Raw genomic sequence first — 15,904 nt, 5'->3', positions numbered from 1 at the left:
CGGCTCGCCGATCACATCCGGCGAGGCGATGCGGAATCGGCGAGCCGAAGGCGCGCGGTCGACGGTTCGGCGACAGGTAGGCGGTTGCAACCGGCGACCCGTCGCCGGATCGACTACCCGGCGGGCAGGGGGCTACTCCGCAGAGATGATCCGGGCGCCGACGACCGGGCCCGTCGCCGTCAGCACCCGGTCCGCGACCCCCGACGCGGTGAACGACGCGGCCAGGGCCAGCGCGTGCTGGCGGTTGCGGGCCAGGGCGGCGACCGTCGGCCCGGAGCCGGACACCACGACGCCCAGCGCGCCGGCGTCGGTCGCGACGGACAGCGGCTCGGCGAGCAGGGGGTCGAGCTCGAGGGAGGCGAGCTGCAGGTCGTTGTGCAGCGCCTCCCCCAGCGCGCGGGGGTCGCCGGCGCGCAGGGCCTGCATGAGCGGGACGTCGAGCTCGGGGTCGGGCGCACCGGGCGAGCCGCCGTGCAGCTCGTCGAACGCGTCGTACACCGCGGCCGTCGACAGCCCGCGGTCCTGGACGGCGAACGCCCAGTGGAACTCGCCGCGGGTCAGCGCGGGCGTGAGCAGGTGCCCGCGCCCCTGCCCGACCGCGGTGTGGCCCATGAGGATGAAGGCGACGTCCGCGCCGACGTCGGCGGCGAGCTCGATGAGCTCGGGCCGGCTCAGCCCGGTGTGCCACAGCGCGTCGCACGCGACGAGGGCCGCCGCTGCATCCGCCGAGCCGCCCGCCATGCCGCCAGCGACCGGCACTCCCTTGTCGAGGTGCAGGTGGACGCCGTCGTCGATGCCCGTGTGCCGCGCGAGGACCTCCACGGCCTTGAGCGCCAGGTTGCTCGCGTCGGTCGGGACCAGGTGCGCCTGCACGCCCGAGACCGTCAGCGTGCGCTCGTCGGACGGGGTCGCGACGACCTCCTCGTAGATCGAGACCGCCTGGAAGACCGTGGTCAGCGGGTGGTAGCCGTCGGCCTCGCGGGCGCCGACGCGCAGCGACAGGTTGATCTTGCCGGGGGCTCGCACCCGCACCTCGTGCTCGGGCAGGGGCTCCACGGGGGTCAACGTCACGCGTCCACCCTGCCAGAGCCACCCACCAGGTGCTCCGCGATCCGGGCGAACCCCACGATGTCTACACGTTCGCCCCTGGCCTGCGGGTCCACGCCCGCGGCCTCGAGCGCGGCGACCGCCGCATCGGCCGACCCGGCGAGCGACGAGAGGGCCGAGCGGAGCATCTTGCGGCGCTGCGCGAACGCGGCGTCGACGACCGCGAACACCTCGGTGCGGCTCGCGGTGGTCGTCGGGGGCTCGCGGCGGTCGAAGCGCACGAGGGCGGAGTCGACGTTGGGGGCGGGCCAGAAGACCGACCGCCCGATCGTCGAGGTCCGGCGCGCGTCGGCGTACCAGGCGGTCTTGGCCGAGGGGATGCCGTACGTGCGGCTGCCCGGGGGTGCGGCCAGCCGGTCGGCGACCTCGGCCTGCACCATGACCAGGCCACGCTCGATGGTGCCGAACCGCTCGAGGAACGTGAGCAGCACCGGCACGGAGACGTTGTAGGGCAGGTTCGCGACGAAGGCCACGGGCTGCTCGCCGGGCAGCTCGGTGACCGTCAGCGCGTCGGCGGTGACGAGGGTGAGGCGAGCGCGACCGGTCTCGTCCCGCAGGACGACCACGTCGCCCTCGGTGCTCGTCGTGAGGCCCTCGACGTGCCGCGAGACGGTCTCCGGCAGGAGCCGCGCCAGCACGGGGTCGATCTCGACGGCCGTGACGTCGGCGCCGACCTCGAGCAGCCCGAGCGTCAGCGAGCCGAGCCCGGGCCCGACCTCCACGACGCGGTCACCTGCAGCGACGTCGGCCTGGCGGACGATCTTGCGGACCGTCCCGCCGTCGAGCACGAAGTTCTGCCCGAGCTGCTTGGTGGGGCGGATCCCAGCCCGGGCGGCCAGCTCACGGATCTCCGTGGGCCCGAGCAGGGCGGTCGTCGACATGCGCACGAGCCTAGGGCAGCGGACGACGACGCCCGCCGCACCCCTGCTCGGGGTGGGCGGGCGTCGAGGCGTCAGGTCAGGAGAACAGGTTCTTCCCGCACACGGGCCACTGACCGGCGCCCGAGCGGTTGTAGAGCATCTTGGCGCGTGCGGTCTGCTCGGAGGACGACGCCTGCGACGGCAGTCCCGAGCCACCGACCCCGCGCCACGTGCCCACCGAGAACTGGTAGAGGCCGTGGTACAGCCCGTTCGAGGAGACGACGCGCGGGTTGCCGCCCGACTCGCACTTGGCCAGCGCGGCCCAGTTGAGGTCGTCGGCCTTGCCCCCCGCCTTGATCGGTCCGGACTTGCCCGACGAGCCCGAGCCCGAGCTCGAGGAGGTCGTCGTCTTCACGACGGGACGCTCCTTGGTGCCGACCGTGATGACCTCGTCGACCGGCTTCTTCGTGACCTTGTCGGAGAGCTTGACCTTGTCGGTGACCTTGCCGTCGACGGTCGTGACGCGCGTGACGATGGTCCGCGTGCCCTTCTTGCCCTCGGTCGTGACCTTCTTGGTGCCGACGTAGGCCGACGAGTCCTTCTTCGTGCTCGAGTCGAACGAGAGCTTCTTGGTCGTCTTCTTCTCGTCGACGACGACGCGGTTGACGACGACCTGCACCCGGCCCGTGTCGCCCTGCTGCACCGCGACGCGGTCCAGGGGCTCGAGCGTGACGCCGAGCTCGCCGAGCACCTGGCCGACGGAGACGTCGGCATCCTGGCCCGTGAGGGTCTTGCCGTCGACGAGCACGTCGACCGAGCCGTGCAGGACGAGGTCCAGCGGCAGCTCGGCGCGACCGCCCGAGCTGCGGGAGGCGACCAACGAGACGCTGGCGTCGCGCGCGGCGAGGGTGTCGAGCGCCTCGTCGGCGGTCAGCGCCGTGGTCCACACGGTGTCGTTCACGCCGTCGCGGGCGACGGTGATCTGGTGGGCGTGACGCACGACGACGTCCTGGCCCTCACCCAGCGCGCCGGTCGCGGAGACCGTGTCCCGGGTGCCGACCTGCACACCCTGGTCCGCGAGCAGCGCGTCGACGGAGCCGGCGAACGTGCTGACGTGCTGCACCTGGCCGTCCACGTCGAGGGAGACGGTCTTGTGCGCGTGGGCGTAGGCGGCGGTGCCGCCGGCGAGGACGAGCACCGTGGCGCCTGCCACGACGGGCAGGACGCGACGACCGGATCGACGGCCCCCCGCTTCTGCGTGTGCGCTGCGGTTGCGCGCGAGGGGTCCAAGGATGCGGGTCGTGAACTGCACGGGGCTCCAGCCGTCGAGGTGCCCGGGCACGGGGGGCGGAGCGCGTGCCGTTCCCGGCACACCCGGCGGCGGCCGGTGCTGCTGGCCAGCGGACGCCTGGAGGGAGGCGTCCCCGTCGGTCCCGGATCCCCGATCCGGCCGTCTCGGCGTCCGGGACACAGCCCGGCGCCGTTCGCTCCGGCCAACCCGATCAGGGCCGGTTCGTCCGGAGCGACACGCGACCGTAACCGAATCGTGATCGGGTTGCCAACCCCTCGGGTCGGCGCCCTGGTAAAGGGACGGTCAGTACCAGCCCTGGGACTGGAAAGAAGCCCAGGCCCCGCAGGGCGTCTTGTACCGGTTCTTGATGTAGCCGAGCCCCCAAGTGATCTGGGTGGCGGGGTTCGTGCGCCAGTCCGCACCGACGGAGGCCATCTTGGTGCCCGGCAGCGCCTGCGGGATGCCGTAGGCGCCCGACGACTTGTTCTCGGCGTTGATGCGCCAGCCGCTCTCGTGCTTCCAGAGCGTGACCAGGCAGGCGAACTGGTCGTCGCCCCACCCGCGCGCGGCCGCCAGGTCCCGGGCGATGGCCTGCGCACTGCCCGGCGAGACGTGGATGTCGCTCGGGTCCGGCAGCACCATCGTGCCGACGTGGACCACCTGGGTCACGGGCTCGGTGGTGACGACCGACGAGACGGCCTGACGGTCCGTGACCACGCCGCCGACCGTGTCGAGCTGGTACGTGGTGGTGCGGATGCCGGCCTTGCCCTTGGTCACGACCACCTTGGTGCCCTTGGCCAGGCCCGGGTCGTCGATCTCCTCGACCTTGAACTTCACGGCCTCGGTGCGGGTCTCGGCGTCGGTGGCCGCGCGCGTGACCAGCACGACGAGGCCGTCGACCGCGGTCGCGTCGAGCGGGACCGACACCTCGTCGCCCTCGTCGAGCACCAGCCCGATGTCCTTGAGCGCGTCGCGCACGGTGGCCGCGCTGCTCACGCCGTCGATGACCTGGCCGTCGACCGCGAGGTGGATCGTCTTCTCGGTCGACACCCGCAGCGCGTCGCGACCCAGCGGCTCCGACCGGCTCGCCGACAGGCGCACGTCCCCGTCGCGCAGGCCCAGGCCCTCGACCGCCTCGCCCACGGTCAGCGCCGTGGTCCAGACCGTCTGCGGCTCGCCGTCGACGACGAGCTTCAGGTCGCGGCCGTGCCGGACGACGATCTGCTCGCCCTGGGCGACGCTGTCGTGCAGGCCGGGTGCGACGAGGTCGCCGTCGCCGACCTGGATCTTGGCGCCCGCGAGCACCGCGCCGACGGTCCGACCGAAGCCCTCGACCTGCACCTGCTGGCCGTCGACGTCGACGGTGACCTGCTTGTGCATGACGGCGAAGGCGCTCGTGGCACCGGCGACGACCGCCAGCACGGAGGCCTGGGCGACGATGCGACCGAGGCGTCGACGAGGCGCGCTCCGGCGCGTCGCCGCGCCCTGCTCGCCGTCCGTCACGCCGGTCCTCTCGTCGGTCTCGCGGGTGGTCCCGCGACTGGCATCGTCAGACCGTAACCGATCCGTGATGAGCCCCGGAACCGCAGAACGGACACCCTGGGGATCCCTCACCCGGCTGCCCGGCGTGTCGTGCGGCGTGTCGGTTCACCAGGGCCCGTAGACGGCCTCGGAGTTCCGCGCGATCTGCGTGCAGACCGCCTCCAGGTCCCGCCCGGTCACCTCGGCGACGGTGCGCACCGTGCCCGGCAGCAGGTACGGCGCGTTGGGGCGGCCGCGGAACGGGTGCACCGTGAGGTACGGGGCGTCGGTCTCGACGAGGACGAGCTCCGGGGGCAGCTCGCCGAGCGCCGCGCGCAGCTCGTCGTTCGCGCCGAAGCTGACCGGGCCGGCGAAGCTCGCGTACCAGCCCTGCTCCCGGGCGATCCGGGCCAGGTCCGGGCCGCCGCTGAAGCAGTGGAAGACGGTCCGCTCCGGGGCACCGTCGTTGAGCAGGACGTCGACGACGTCGTCGTGCGCGTCACGGTCGTGGATCTGCAGCGCGAGGCCGAGCTCCTTGGCGAGCGCGACGTGCGCGCGGAACGCGTCGCGCTGGACCGCGCGGCCCTGCGGTCCTGCGCGGAAGTAGTCGAGGCCGGTCTCGCCGATCGCCCGGATGCGGGGGTTCGCCCGGGCGATGCTCATGACGGTGTCGATGGCGTCGTCGAGCTGGGTCGCGTGCCGCGGCTGCGGGTCGGGCTCGAGCTCGTCGGGCGCGATCTCGCGCACCCCCGCGTGCAGGACGGCTTCGTTGGGATGGATCGCGACGGCCCCCAGCAGCTGGGGATGCGCACGGACGACCTCGTCGGTCCAGTGCACGGCGTCCAGGTCGCAGCCGACCTGGACCATCCGCGTCACGCCGACGGCCGCCGCTCGCTCCAGGTGCTGCGCGATCGTCGTCGTCCCCGCCGGCGCCCCCGGCTCCCAGCCGTCGGCCACCCACTCCACGACCGAGTCGAGGTGGGTGTGGTTGTCGACGACCGGGACCGGGAGGGCGTCCGGGGCGGGCGGCCAGCCGCGCTCGCGCGTGCGGGCCACGGGTCAGGCGTTCTTCGCGCGTTCGATCTCCTGCTCGACGATGTCGTCGTCGAGCTTGGTGAACACCGGCACCGGCTTGGCCACGGGCGTCCCGGCCACGACCGGCACCGACGCGAACCGCGGCGTCGCCGAGTAGTCGCCCGTGATGATCGGGTAGTGCCGGGACTCGTCGTCCAGGTCCGTGACCTCGTCGATCCGCGGCTGCGGCGCGAACGTGCCCGTGCGACCGAAGGTCTCGTGCACCTTCTGCGCCGCGAACGGCAGGAACGGCGCGAGCAGCGTGTTGGCGTCCGAGACGGCCTGCGCGGCGGTGTTGAGCACCGTGCCCAGCCGCTCGCGGTCGCCGGTCAGCTTCCACGGCTCGGTCTCGGAGATGTAGCGGTTGGCCTCCTGGACCACCCGCATCGCCTCGCCGATCGCCGCACGGTTGCGGTGCCCGCCGAGCAGGTCGCCGACGGACCCGAACGCCGCGCCGGTCGTCGCGAGCAGCCCGTGGTCCACCGGCTGCAGCTCACCGGCGGCCGGGATCTCGCCGAAGTTCTTGGCGATCATGCTCGCCGTGCGGTTGACCAGGTTGCCCCAGCCCGCGACGAGCTCGTCGTTGGTGCGCCGCTTGAACTCGGCCCAGGTGAAGTCGACGTCCTGCGTCTCCGGCCCGGCCACGGACAGGTAGTACCGCAGCGCGTCGGGCTGGTAGCGCGCGAGCATGTCGCGCACGTAGATGACCACGCCGCGCGACGAGCTGAACTGCTGGCCGGCCACGTTGAGGTACTCGCTCGAGACGACCTCGGTCGGCAGCTGCAGCGTCCCGTACGGGCCGGGCGCGCCGCCCTTGTTCCCCCGGCCGTCGTAGCCCATGAGCTCGGCGGGCCAGATCTGGGAGTGGAACGTGATGTTGTCCTTGCCCATGAAGTAGTAGCTCAGGGCCTCGGGGTCGTTCCAGAACGGGCGCCACGCGTCGTCGTCGCCCGAGCGCCGTGCCCACTCGATGCTGGCCGAGAGGTAGCCGATCACCGCGTCGAACCAGACGTACAGGCGCTTGTTCGGGTTCTCCTCCCAGCCGGGCAGCGGCACCGGGATGCCCCAGTCGATGTCCCGCGTCATGGCCCGGGGGCGCATGTCGTCGATGAGGTTGAGGGAGAACTTCAGCACGTTGGGGCGCCAGCCCTGCCGGCCCTTGAGCCACGCCTCGAGCGCGCTCGCGAACGCGGGCAGGTCGAGGAAGAAGTGCGTCGACTCGACGAACTTCGGCTTCTCGCCGTTGATCCGGCTGTGCGGGTTGATGAGGTCGATCGCGTCGAGCTGGTTGCCGCAGTTGTCGCACTGGTCGCCGCGAGCGCCGTCGTACCCGCAGATGGGGCACGTGCCCTCGATGTAGCGGTCGGGCAGCGTGCGGCCCGTGCTCGGGCTGATCGCGCCCATGGTCGACTGCTCGACCATGTACCCGTTCTTGTGCACCGTGCGGAACATCTCCTGCACCACGGCGTAGTGGTTGCGCGTGGTGGTGCGCGTGAACAGGTCGTAGCTCAGGCCCAGCTGCGCGAGGTCCTCGACGATGACGCGGTTGTAGCGGTCCGCGAGCTCCTGCGGGCCCACGCCCTCCTGCTCCGCCTGCACCAGGATTGGCGTCCCGTGCTCGTCGGTGCCGGACACCATCAGCACGTCGTGACCGGCCATGCGCATGTAGCGGGAGAAGACGTCCGAGGGGACGCCGAAGCCGGCGACGTGACCGATGTGGCGGGGGCCGTTCGCGTAGGGCCACGCGACGGCGGACAGGATGCGAGACATGCGCCGATCCTAGGTGCCCGGGCGCCGCGACTCCCCCTCCGCCCACCTGCCGTCCGCGTGGCTGGTCGCCCATCGGCCCGACCTAGCCGCACTTGTGACTGGTGACCGCTCCTGGGGCTCTCGGGCGCCCCAGGAGGCAACTCCAGTCACAAGTGCGGCTACCTCGGGCTTGTCAGCCGCGCGCAGGCCGCCTTGACGGCGGCGACGACGCCCGCCATGTCATGCGTCACGTCGGTGTACGTGAAGCGAAGGACGACGTATCCCTGCGCGACCAGCTCGCGGTCCCGCCGGCGGTCGTCCTGGAACTGGATGCGGCCGCTGTGGAACTCGTACCCGTCGAGCTCGACGACCACTCGACCGGCGACGATCAGGTCCACGTAGCCCACCCGCGGCACGAGCGGACCAGGTTCCACCACCAGCCCAGCGGCGCGCAGGGCAAGCCGGGTCAACGTCTCCAGCGGGGACATGCTTCGACCGTCCGCGCGCCCGAGCACCACGCGCGCCCACACCGGCGCGGTGCTCGGCAGTGCCGCGGCGATCCTGGCCGTCGTCGTGCGGCCACGATGCAGCGCGTCGTCGATCGAGACGAGCGCGGCCTCCGCCGAGCAGCACAGCAGCATCCGGGCAAGAGCCTCGTCGAGCGGGGCCACCACGACGCCTTCCAGAGGACCCGACCTCGCCCAGGCCTCGCGGTGCAGCACCACGTCCTGAGCCGACCGGACGAGCGACTCGCTGCGGCCCCGGTCCCGCGGCACGGCCAGATGCGGGGTGCGCGACGGCTCGAGGACCGCGATCCCGAACCGCTCGACCGCAGAGATGCAGGCGATCGTCGCGCAGTGCGTCGCGGCCGCGATCGCGACCCGGTCGGCGTCTGCGAGGGCGTAGACGCCCCGGGCCGGGCGCACGACTCGCCCACTGGCCACCGCCGCCCGCAGTGCCGCACGGGCACCGGCCACCCGGCCGAGGTCCTGCAACTGGGCGGCGCCGCCCAGTTCTCGAAGCCGATGAGCAGTCACGTTCGTCATGACGCGATTCCGGCAGGTCGGCCAGCAGCGTGGGCGGCCCACGACCCGGTTCTGTGGACGTCCCTCCGGCCGGGGTGGGCTGTGGTCGCCTCGGCACGACGGCCCGAGGTAGCCGCACTTGGTACGGGAGTGGCCGGATGAGGCCGATTTGGGTCGCAGGAGGCAACACCACTCACAAGTGCGGCTACCTCGGGCCAGGTGCGCGCCGATCCGCGATGCGGGACCGTTGGCGAGGGCGCGGGCGCGGGCGCGGGCTCCCGCGCGGGCCGGCAGGTCGGGCGGCCGGCGGGCCGGCGGGTCAGCCGAGGGTGAGGCGGACGATGCGGTCGTCGCCGGCGCGCGGGGTGCCGCGGCCGTCGGTGTTGTTGGTCAGCACCCACAGCGAGTCGTCGGGCGCCACGGCCACGGCGCGCAGGCGGCCCAGGTCGGTGAGCAGCTGCTGCGGGGTGCCGACCCCGTCCGCCGTGAGCGGGACCCGCCAGAGCCGCTCGCCGCGCAGCGCCGCCAGGTAGACCGCGTCGGCGGTCACGGCCAGGCCGCTCGGGGACGCGTCGGCGGTGGACCACTGCGCGACCGGGTCGACGAAGCCGTCCTCGCCGGCCTCGCCCTCGACGGTCGGCCAGCCGTAGTTCGAGCCGGGCTCGATGACGTTGAGCTCGTCCCAGGTGTTCTGGCCGAACTCGGCGGCGAACATCCGCCCGTCGGCGGCCCAGCCCAGGCCCTGCGGGTTGCGGTGCCCGAGGCTCCACACCGGCGAGCCCTCGGTCGGGTTGCCGGGAGCGGGGTCGCCGTCGACCGTGATCCGCAGGATCTTGCCGTTGAGCGAGTCGGGGTCCTGGGCGTTCGCCGTGTCGGTCGCGTCGCCGCTGGTGACGTAGAGGAAACCGTCGGGGCCGACGGCGAGGCGGCCGCCGTCGTGGTTGTTCGCCTTGGCGATGCCGGTGAGGATCGGCCGGACCTCGCCGAGGGAGTTGCCTGTGAGCGTGGCGCGCAGGACGCGGTTGTCGTCCGCCGCAGTCGCGTAGAGTGCGAGGTCGACGGCGTCGCCGGACGAGCCGAGCACCGCGACTCCGAGCAGGCCGCCCTCGCCGCCCGGGACCACGAGGTCGTCGAGCTGGTCGGCGCCCGGGCCGGTCACCTCGGTCACGGCGCCGGACGACGAGACGAGCACGAGCCGCTTCTCGTCGCGCAGGGTCACCACCGCGTCGCCCGACGGCAGGAACGCGATCCCCCACGGCGCGGGCAGACCGGTGGCGACGTCGTCCTGCGCGGTGACGGAGACGGTCGGGTCCGACGAGGGCGGAGCGGCGGGAGAAGACGGCGGCAGGGACGAGCCCGACGACTCCGGCTCTCCCCCGCCCGAGCAGCCAGCGAGCAGGGCGACGGCCACCACCAGGACGATCCGCGCGCGCGTCATGCCCCACCCCAACACGACCGGCGGACCCGTGCAACGCTGGGCCGATGACGGATCACCGGGCCCTCCTCGTCGTCGACGTCCAGCCGACCTTCTGCGAGGGCGGCGCGCTCGCCGTCCCGGGAGGCAACGACGTGGCGCGCGCGATCGCGGAGTACGCCGCCGCGCACCGCGGCGAGTACGACCTCGTCGTCACCACCCAGGACTGGCACGTGGACCCGGGCGCGCACTTCAGCGAGACCCCCGACTTCGTCGACACGTGGCCGCCGCACGGCGTCGCGGGCACCGCCGAGGCCGAGCTGCACCCCGCGCTCGCGGAGCTCGGCCCCGACGCGAGCGTCCGGAAGGGCGCCTACGCCGCGGCGTACTCGGGCTTCGAGGGCGTCGACGCCGAAGGGCGCGCGCTCGCGCAGATCCTCGAGGGCGCGGGCATCGCGGCGGTCGACGTCGTCGGGATCGCGGAGTCGCACTGCGTGAAGGCGACCGCCCTCGACGCCCTCGAGCTCGGGCTGGCCACGCGCGTCCTGACCGACCTCACCGTGCCCGTCACCCCCGAGCTCGGGGCCGCCGCTCGCGACGAGCTGCGGACCGCGGGCGTCGAGCTCGCGACGTCCTAGGCAGCGGCCCGGCGGCTCAGGCCGAGACGGGTCCGGACGCGAGCCGCTCGAGCTCGGCGTACGCGCCGTCGGCGGCCATGAGCTCGGCGTGCGAGCCGATCTCGACGAGCTGCCCGTGCCGCATGACCGCGATCCGGTCGGCGCCCCGGATCGTCGAGAGGCGGTGCGCGACGACGAACGTGGTCCGCCCCCGCATCAGCCGCCCGAGCGCCTCCTGGACCAGCCGCTCCGAGGCGTTGTCCAGGGCGGACGTCGCCTCGTCGAGCACGAGGACCCGCGGGTCACGAACCAGGGCGCGGGCGATCGCCAGCCGCTGGCGCTGCCCGCCGGACAGCCGCGCCCCGCGCTCGCCGATGACCGCGTCCAGGCCGCCCATCTGGTCGACGAAGTCCATCGCGTTGGCGTCGCGCAGGGCCGAGAGCACGTCGGCGTCCGAGAGGTCCGCGCTGCCGTAGGTGACGTTGTCGCGGATCGACCCCTCGAACAGCAGCGACTCCTGCGGCACCACCGCGAGGAACCGGCGGTACGTGCGCAGGTCGAGCTCGGCCATGTCGCGCCCGTCGAGCGTGAGCCGCCCGCCGCTCGGGGACAGGAAGCCGATCACCATGTTGAGGACCGTCGACTTGCCGGAGCCGGACGGCCCGACGAGCGCCACGGTCTCGCCCGGCCGCACGTGCAGGTCGAGGCCGTCGATCGCGATCTCGTCGGGCGCGTCGTCGTACGCGAACCGCACGCCCTCGAACTGCACCTCGCCGCGCACCGCGTCCACGGACGCCTTGCCGTGGTTGCGCTCGATGTCGCGCTCGCTGAGCACCTCGCTCATGGACTTCACCGACTCCAGCCCCTTGGAGATGATCGGCATCAGGCTCATCAGGGCGGTGACGGACGCGGTGAGGGCGACGAAGTACGACGAGAGCATCGTGACGTCACCGGCCGTCATGCCGAACATCCCGCTCCACGCGACCCACGCGGCGCCGATCAGGCAGCCGACCGACAGCAGCTGCATGAGGATCCACGACAGCGAGCCGAACCAGCCGTTCGTCCTGTCCAGCCGGATGCCGGCGTTGCGGACGCCGACGAGCGTCGCGCCCATCCGGTCGAGCTCGTTGCGCTCGAGGGCGTGCGCGCGGGTGATCGGGATGAGGTGGGTCATCTCCGAGACGCGGGCGGACATGTTCTCCACCTCGGCGCGGAACGCGGCGTTGCGCACCGACATCCGCCGGCGCATCGAGACGACGAGGGCCGCGGCGGCCGGCACCGCGAGCGCGTAAACCGGGAGGAACTCCGGGACCTTGATCGCCGTGATGACGATCGCGCCGACGAGGGTCGTGATCGCGGCCATCCCGGAGTCGAACGCCTGCCGGGAGCTCTCGACGACGTTCTCCACGTCGCGCACGATCTTGGCCTGCAGCACACCGGCACTCACGCGACGGTGGTACCCGATGGACAGCTCCTGCAGCCGCCGCGAGAGCGCCATCCGCAGGTTCGTCTCGACCGTGCGCACCGAGAGGGACAGCATCCGCACGTAGACCTGGTGCAGCGGCAGGTTCTGCGCGATGAGCAGCGCCATGAGCGCGGCGTTGACCCACAGCTCGTGCAGCGGGCGGTGCTCGACGACCACGTCGATGACGTTGGCGGTCAGCAGCGGGATGATCCAGATCGGGCTGTGCTTGACCGTGAACGACACGGTCGCGATCGCCAGTCGGCCGCCCTGGCCGCGGAACATGCGCGCGAGCGTGCGGACGGGGTGGGCGCCGTCGTAGATGTCGTCGGCAGGGGGCTGGGTCACCGCTCCATCGTAACGATTCGACGGCGCGCGGTCCCAGGGGTTTCAGCGCCCCCGTGCGGCCAGCGCAGCGGCGTAGAGGTCGCGCTTGGCGACCCCCGCGGTCGTCGCGACGTCGGCGACCGCCTCCTTGAGGCGCTCCCCGGAGTCGGCGCGTGCGAGCACCTCGGCGACGAGGTCGGCGGTCGAGGCGACCTGCGTGCGGTCGTTGCCGCCGACGACGACGACGATCTCCCCCCGCACCTCGGAGTCCCTGGCCCACTGCGCGAGGTTGCCGACCGAGTCGCGCAGCACCTCCTCGTACGTCTTGGTCAGCTCCCGGCACACCGCGGCGGGCCGGCCGGGACCGAACGCCTCGGCCATCGCCTCGAGGAGGTCACCGACGCGGTGCGGGGCCTCGAAGAACACCATCGTGCGGCGCTCGTCGGCCAGGTCCGCGAGCGCGCGGGCTCGCTCCCCCGGCTTGCGCGGCGGGAACCCCTCGAAGCAGAACCGGTCGGTCGCCAGGCCGGACAGCGCGAGCGCGGTCAGGACCGCGCTCGGGCCGGGGGCGGACGTCACGGTCACGCCGGCACGCACGGCGGCGCCGACGAGGCGGAAGCCGGGGTCGGACACGGACGGCATGCCCGCGTCCGTCACGACGACGACGGTCCCGCCGCCGGCGACCACCTCGAGCAGCTCGTCGGCGCGGGCGGCCTCGTTGTGCTCGTAGAAGCTGACCACCCGCCCGCCGACGGTCACGCCCAGCCGGGCCGCGAGCGCGCGCAGCCTGCGCGTGTCCTCCGCGGCGACGACGTCGGCCTGCTCGAGCAGCCGGCGCAGGTGCGCCGAGGCGTCCTCCGCGTTGCCGATGGGCGTCGCCGCGAGCACGAGCCGTCCCTGGTTCTCCACGCCCCCACCCTCCCATCCCGCGACCGCGACCCACGCCCGGACGCGGGTCTCCGACCGCGCGCACGGAGGTGGGTGGTGCGAAGTTCGGGTGGAATCACGGGTCGCGCCCCTACGATGTCGGGCGTGCCGCCTGCCACCGACGACGACGTCCCCGCCGCGCCCGACGCCGAGGGCGGTCCCCCGGCGCGGCGCGACCAGGCGGCTGAGGCCGACGAGCACCCGGGAACCGCCGCGCCCGGCTGGCCGGCCCGCGACGCGGCCGCCCCCGGCCTGGTCACGGACGAGCCGGTCGCCGACACCCTGGTCGCCACCGACGCGTCCGACGACGGGGCCACCGACGGGGCCGACGAGGACGAGGACGACGGCCCGCCCGAGTCCACGCACGACCGCCTCCTGCGCCGGCTCCTCGGCGACGCGGCCATCGCGCTCGACGCGACCCGCCGCGCCCGCGTCCTGGGCTGGGTCCTGCCCCTCGCGGTCATGGTCTTCGGCGGGATCCTGCGCTTCCTGCACCTGGGCACCCCGCACCAGCTCGTCTTCGACGAGACGTACTACGTCAAGGACGCCTGGTCGCTGCTGCAGAACGGCTACGAGGCGAACTGGGACGAGAACGCGAACCCGCAGTTCGAGGCCGGCGACGGCAGCGCCCTGCGCACCGACGCCGAGTACGTGGTGCACCCCCTGGTGGGCAAGTGGCTCATCGCGTTGGGCATGCACCTCGGCGGCGGCATGGACAGCTCGACGGCGTGGCGGCTGTCGGCGGCGGTCTTCGGCACGATCGCCGTGCTCATGGTCGGGCGGATCGGGCGGCGGCTGTTCGCCTCGACCGCGTGGGGCACGGTCGCGGCGGTGCTGTTCGCGCTCGACGGCCAGGCGATCGTCATGTCGCGCATCAGCCTGCTCGACGGCTTCCTCATGTTCTTCGTGCTCGCCGCGTTCGGGTTCCTGCTCCTCGACCGGGAGCAGGCCCGTCGGCGCCTCGCGGAGCGGACCGCGGTGCTGCTCGACGCCGGTCACGAGCTGGGCTACGGCCCGGGCCTGGGCATGCGCTGGTGGCGGCTCGCCGCGGCGGTGAGCCTCGGGCTCGCGTGCGGGACCAAGTGGTCCGGCATCTACTTCCTCGCCGTGTTCGGGATCCTCACCGTGGTGTGGGACATGACCGCGCGGCGAGCGGTCGGGGTGCACCCGTGGGCGTGGGCCGGGGTCGTCAAGGACGGCATCGTCGCGGGCGTCGTCCTCGTCGGCGGCACGTTCGTCGTCTACCTCTCCACCTGGGCCACCTGGTTCACGCACCCGCAGGCGTGGGGGCGGCAGTGGGCCGCCGAGAACCCGGGCCAGGGCGTGCAGTGGCTGCCCGAGTCGCTGCGCTCGCTGTGGAAGTACCACCAGGACATGTGGGCGTTCCACACCGGGCTGTCCACCCCGCACGACTACTCCGCGCACCCGCTGGGCTGGATCGTGCAGTGGCGCCCGACGTCGTTCTACTACCCGACCGAGATCTCGGGCCTGACCGGCCAGCAGGCCGTCGACGCCTGCGGCGCGAGCAGCTGCTCGCAGCCGATCGTGGCGCTCGGCAACCCACTGCTCTGGTGGGCCGCGTCGGCCGCGATCCTGGTCGCCGTCGTCTGGATGCTCCGCTACCGCGACTGGCGCGCGGCCGCGGTGCTGTCCGGCATCGCCGCCGGCTGGCTGCCGTGGTTCCAGTACCCGCACCGCACGATCTTCACGTTCTACTCGGTCGTGTTCGTGCCGTGGATCGCGCTGACGCTCGCGTACGTGCTCAGCCTCATCGTCGGCCCACCCGACCCGGACCCGCGAGGGCAGCGCAGCAGGCGCGGCGCGATCATCGCGGTGAGTGCCGTCGTCGCGCTCGTCGTGATCGCCGGCCTGTTCTTCTACCCGGTGTGGAGCGGCTGGGTCATCTCCTACGACGAGTGGCACGCACGGATGTGGCTGCGGTCCTGGATCTAGCGGTCTACGCGGGCGACAGGTCCACGTCCGCAGCCTCGACGACCGCAGCGGTCCGGCCCGGGCCGTCCTGGTAGCGCCAGTACAGGTTCGTGTGCGCGATGACCTCAGCGGGTGACGGCGCGCCATACGGGCTGAGGTCCTCCGTGGTGTGCGCGTCGCTCACCAGCGTGGTGTCGTAGCCGCGGGTGAACGCGCCGTGGATCGTCGAGCGGACGCACGCGTCGGTCTGCGCGCCGACCACGACGAGCCGCCCCACTGCCCGCTCCGCGAGCAGCTGCTCGAGCTCGGTGTCCTCGAACGAGTCGCCGAACGCCTTGCGCACCCTCGGCTCGTCGGCGCCGGGCTCGAGCTCGGGGACGACGTGCCAGGCGTCGCTGCCCGCCACGAGGTTGTCGTCGGTCTGCTGGACCCAGATGACCGGGACCTGCTGCCGGCGCGCGCGCTCGACGAGCCCGGCGATCGTCGCGACCGTCGCGTCCCGCTCGTGCGCCTCGGCGACGACGCCGTTCTGCACGTCGACGACGAGCAGCGCGCTGCGCGGTCGGTTCTCGAACGTGGTCATGCTGGCCTCCCGTGG

13 protein-coding genes are annotated in these 15,904 nt (G+C 73.0%); 2 read left to right on the top strand and 11 right to left on the bottom strand.

Annotation, left to right across the window (positions count from 1 at the left end; genetic code table 11):
• Positions 1–132: 132 nt before the first annotated feature.
• The 8 genes from EDF34_RS15520 to EDF34_RS15485 form a co-directional block, all read right to left on the bottom strand.
• The gene (locus EDF34_RS15520) at positions 133–1,071 is read right to left on the bottom strand and encodes a 4-(cytidine 5'-diphospho)-2-C-methyl-D-erythritol kinase (RefSeq protein WP_123372430.1); all 939 of its coding nucleotides are present in this window, start codon (positions 1,069–1,071) and stop codon (positions 133–135) included.
• Positions 1,068–1,988, bottom strand: a complete 921-nt coding sequence (gene rsmA, locus EDF34_RS15515; RefSeq protein WP_123372429.1) for a 16S rRNA (adenine(1518)-N(6)/adenine(1519)-N(6))-dimethyltransferase RsmA — start codon at positions 1,986–1,988, stop codon at positions 1,068–1,070. Before rsmA ends, EDF34_RS15520 begins: the two co-directional genes overlap by 4 nt.
• A gap of 76 nt (positions 1,989–2,064) precedes the next feature.
• Entirely contained in the window at positions 2,065–3,180 is a 1,116-nt protein-coding gene (locus tag EDF34_RS15510; RefSeq protein WP_233575421.1) for a resuscitation-promoting factor, read from the bottom strand.
• 381 nt (positions 3,181–3,561) lie between these two features.
• Positions 3,562–4,761: a ubiquitin-like domain-containing protein gene (locus tag EDF34_RS15505; RefSeq protein WP_233575420.1), complete on the bottom strand. Its 1,200-nt coding sequence runs from the start codon at positions 4,759–4,761 to the stop codon at positions 3,562–3,564.
• A 144-nt stretch (positions 4,762–4,905) separates the two neighbouring features.
• Entirely contained in the window at positions 4,906–5,835 is a 930-nt protein-coding gene (locus tag EDF34_RS15500; RefSeq protein WP_123372427.1) for a TatD family hydrolase, read from the bottom strand.
• A gap of 3 nt (positions 5,836–5,838) precedes the next feature.
• Positions 5,839–7,623 carry a methionine--tRNA ligase gene (gene metG, locus EDF34_RS15495; RefSeq protein ID WP_123372426.1) on the bottom strand — a complete coding sequence of 595 codons (1,785 nt, stop codon included), beginning with the start codon at positions 7,621–7,623 and terminating at the stop codon, positions 5,839–5,841.
• A gap of 158 nt (positions 7,624–7,781) precedes the next feature.
• A complete protein-coding gene (locus EDF34_RS15490; protein WP_123372425.1) occupies positions 7,782–8,648 on the bottom strand; it encodes an endonuclease domain-containing protein in 867 nt (288 codons plus the stop codon).
• 298 nt (positions 8,649–8,946) lie between these two features.
• On the bottom strand, positions 8,947–10,065 hold the full coding sequence (locus tag EDF34_RS15485) for a sorbosone dehydrogenase family protein (protein WP_123372424.1): 1,119 nt from the start codon (positions 10,063–10,065) through the stop codon (positions 8,947–8,949).
• Between the two features lie 44 nt (positions 10,066–10,109).
• Here EDF34_RS15485 and EDF34_RS15480 point away from each other — a divergent pair, with 44 nt between their 5' ends.
• Positions 10,110–10,679: an isochorismatase family protein gene (locus EDF34_RS15480; protein WP_123372423.1), complete on the top strand. Its 570-nt coding sequence runs from the start codon at positions 10,110–10,112 to the stop codon at positions 10,677–10,679.
• 16 nt (positions 10,680–10,695) lie between these two features.
• On the opposite strand, the gene EDF34_RS15475 is transcribed toward EDF34_RS15480, so the two are convergent.
• Positions 10,696–12,405, bottom strand: coding sequence for an ABC transporter ATP-binding protein (locus EDF34_RS15475; protein WP_123372652.1), 1,710 nt, complete (start codon positions 12,403–12,405; stop codon positions 10,696–10,698).
• 105 nt (positions 12,406–12,510) lie between these two features.
• Positions 12,511–13,356: a 16S rRNA (cytidine(1402)-2'-O)-methyltransferase gene (rsmI, locus tag EDF34_RS15470; RefSeq protein ID WP_123372422.1), complete on the bottom strand. Its 846-nt coding sequence runs from the start codon at positions 13,354–13,356 to the stop codon at positions 12,511–12,513.
• A 114-nt stretch (positions 13,357–13,470) separates the two neighbouring features.
• Here rsmI and EDF34_RS15465 point away from each other — a divergent pair, with 114 nt between their 5' ends.
• The gene (locus EDF34_RS15465) at positions 13,471–15,327 is read left to right on the top strand and encodes a dolichyl-phosphate-mannose--protein mannosyltransferase (RefSeq protein WP_370450085.1); all 1,857 of its coding nucleotides are present in this window, start codon (positions 13,471–13,473) and stop codon (positions 15,325–15,327) included.
• 4 nt (positions 15,328–15,331) lie between these two features.
• On the opposite strand, the gene EDF34_RS15460 is transcribed toward EDF34_RS15465, so the two are convergent.
• Complete coding sequence (locus EDF34_RS15460; RefSeq protein WP_123372421.1) at positions 15,332–15,889, bottom strand: isochorismatase family protein; 558 nt, start codon at positions 15,887–15,889, stop codon at positions 15,332–15,334.
• Positions 15,890–15,904 lie beyond the last annotated feature (15 nt).

Source organism: Cellulomonas sp. PhB150 (assembly GCF_003755175.1).
Lineage (GTDB): Bacteria > Actinomycetota > Actinomycetes > Actinomycetales > Cellulomonadaceae > Cellulomonas.
The sequence above is the reverse complement of the archived record's forward strand: the minus strand, read 5'-3'. Positions and strand labels throughout refer to the sequence as shown.

Excerpts from the sequence above, each read along its gene's own strand:
- rsmA (WP_123372429.1), bottom strand. The coding sequence starts at position 1,988 with ATGTCGACGACCGCCCTGCTCGGGCCCACGGAGATCCGTGAGCTGGCC.
- metG (WP_123372426.1), bottom strand. The coding sequence starts at position 7,623 with ATGTCTCGCATCCTGTCCGCCGTCGCGTGGCCCTACGCGAACGGCCCC.
- EDF34_RS15490 (WP_123372425.1), bottom strand. The coding sequence starts at position 8,648 with ATGACGAACGTGACTGCTCATCGGCTTCGAGAACTGGGCGGCGCCGCC.
- EDF34_RS15485 (WP_123372424.1), bottom strand. The coding sequence starts at position 10,065 with ATGACGCGCGCGCGGATCGTCCTGGTGGTGGCCGTCGCCCTGCTCGCT.
- EDF34_RS15480 (WP_123372423.1), top strand. The coding sequence starts at position 10,110 with ATGACGGATCACCGGGCCCTCCTCGTCGTCGACGTCCAGCCGACCTTC.
- EDF34_RS15475 (WP_123372652.1), bottom strand. The coding sequence starts at position 12,405 with ATGTTCCGCGGCCAGGGCGGCCGACTGGCGATCGCGACCGTGTCGTTC.
- EDF34_RS15465 (WP_370450085.1), top strand. The coding sequence starts at position 13,471 with ATGTCGGGCGTGCCGCCTGCCACCGACGACGACGTCCCCGCCGCGCCC.
- EDF34_RS15460 (WP_123372421.1), bottom strand. The coding sequence starts at position 15,889 with ATGACCACGTTCGAGAACCGACCGCGCAGCGCGCTGCTCGTCGTCGAC.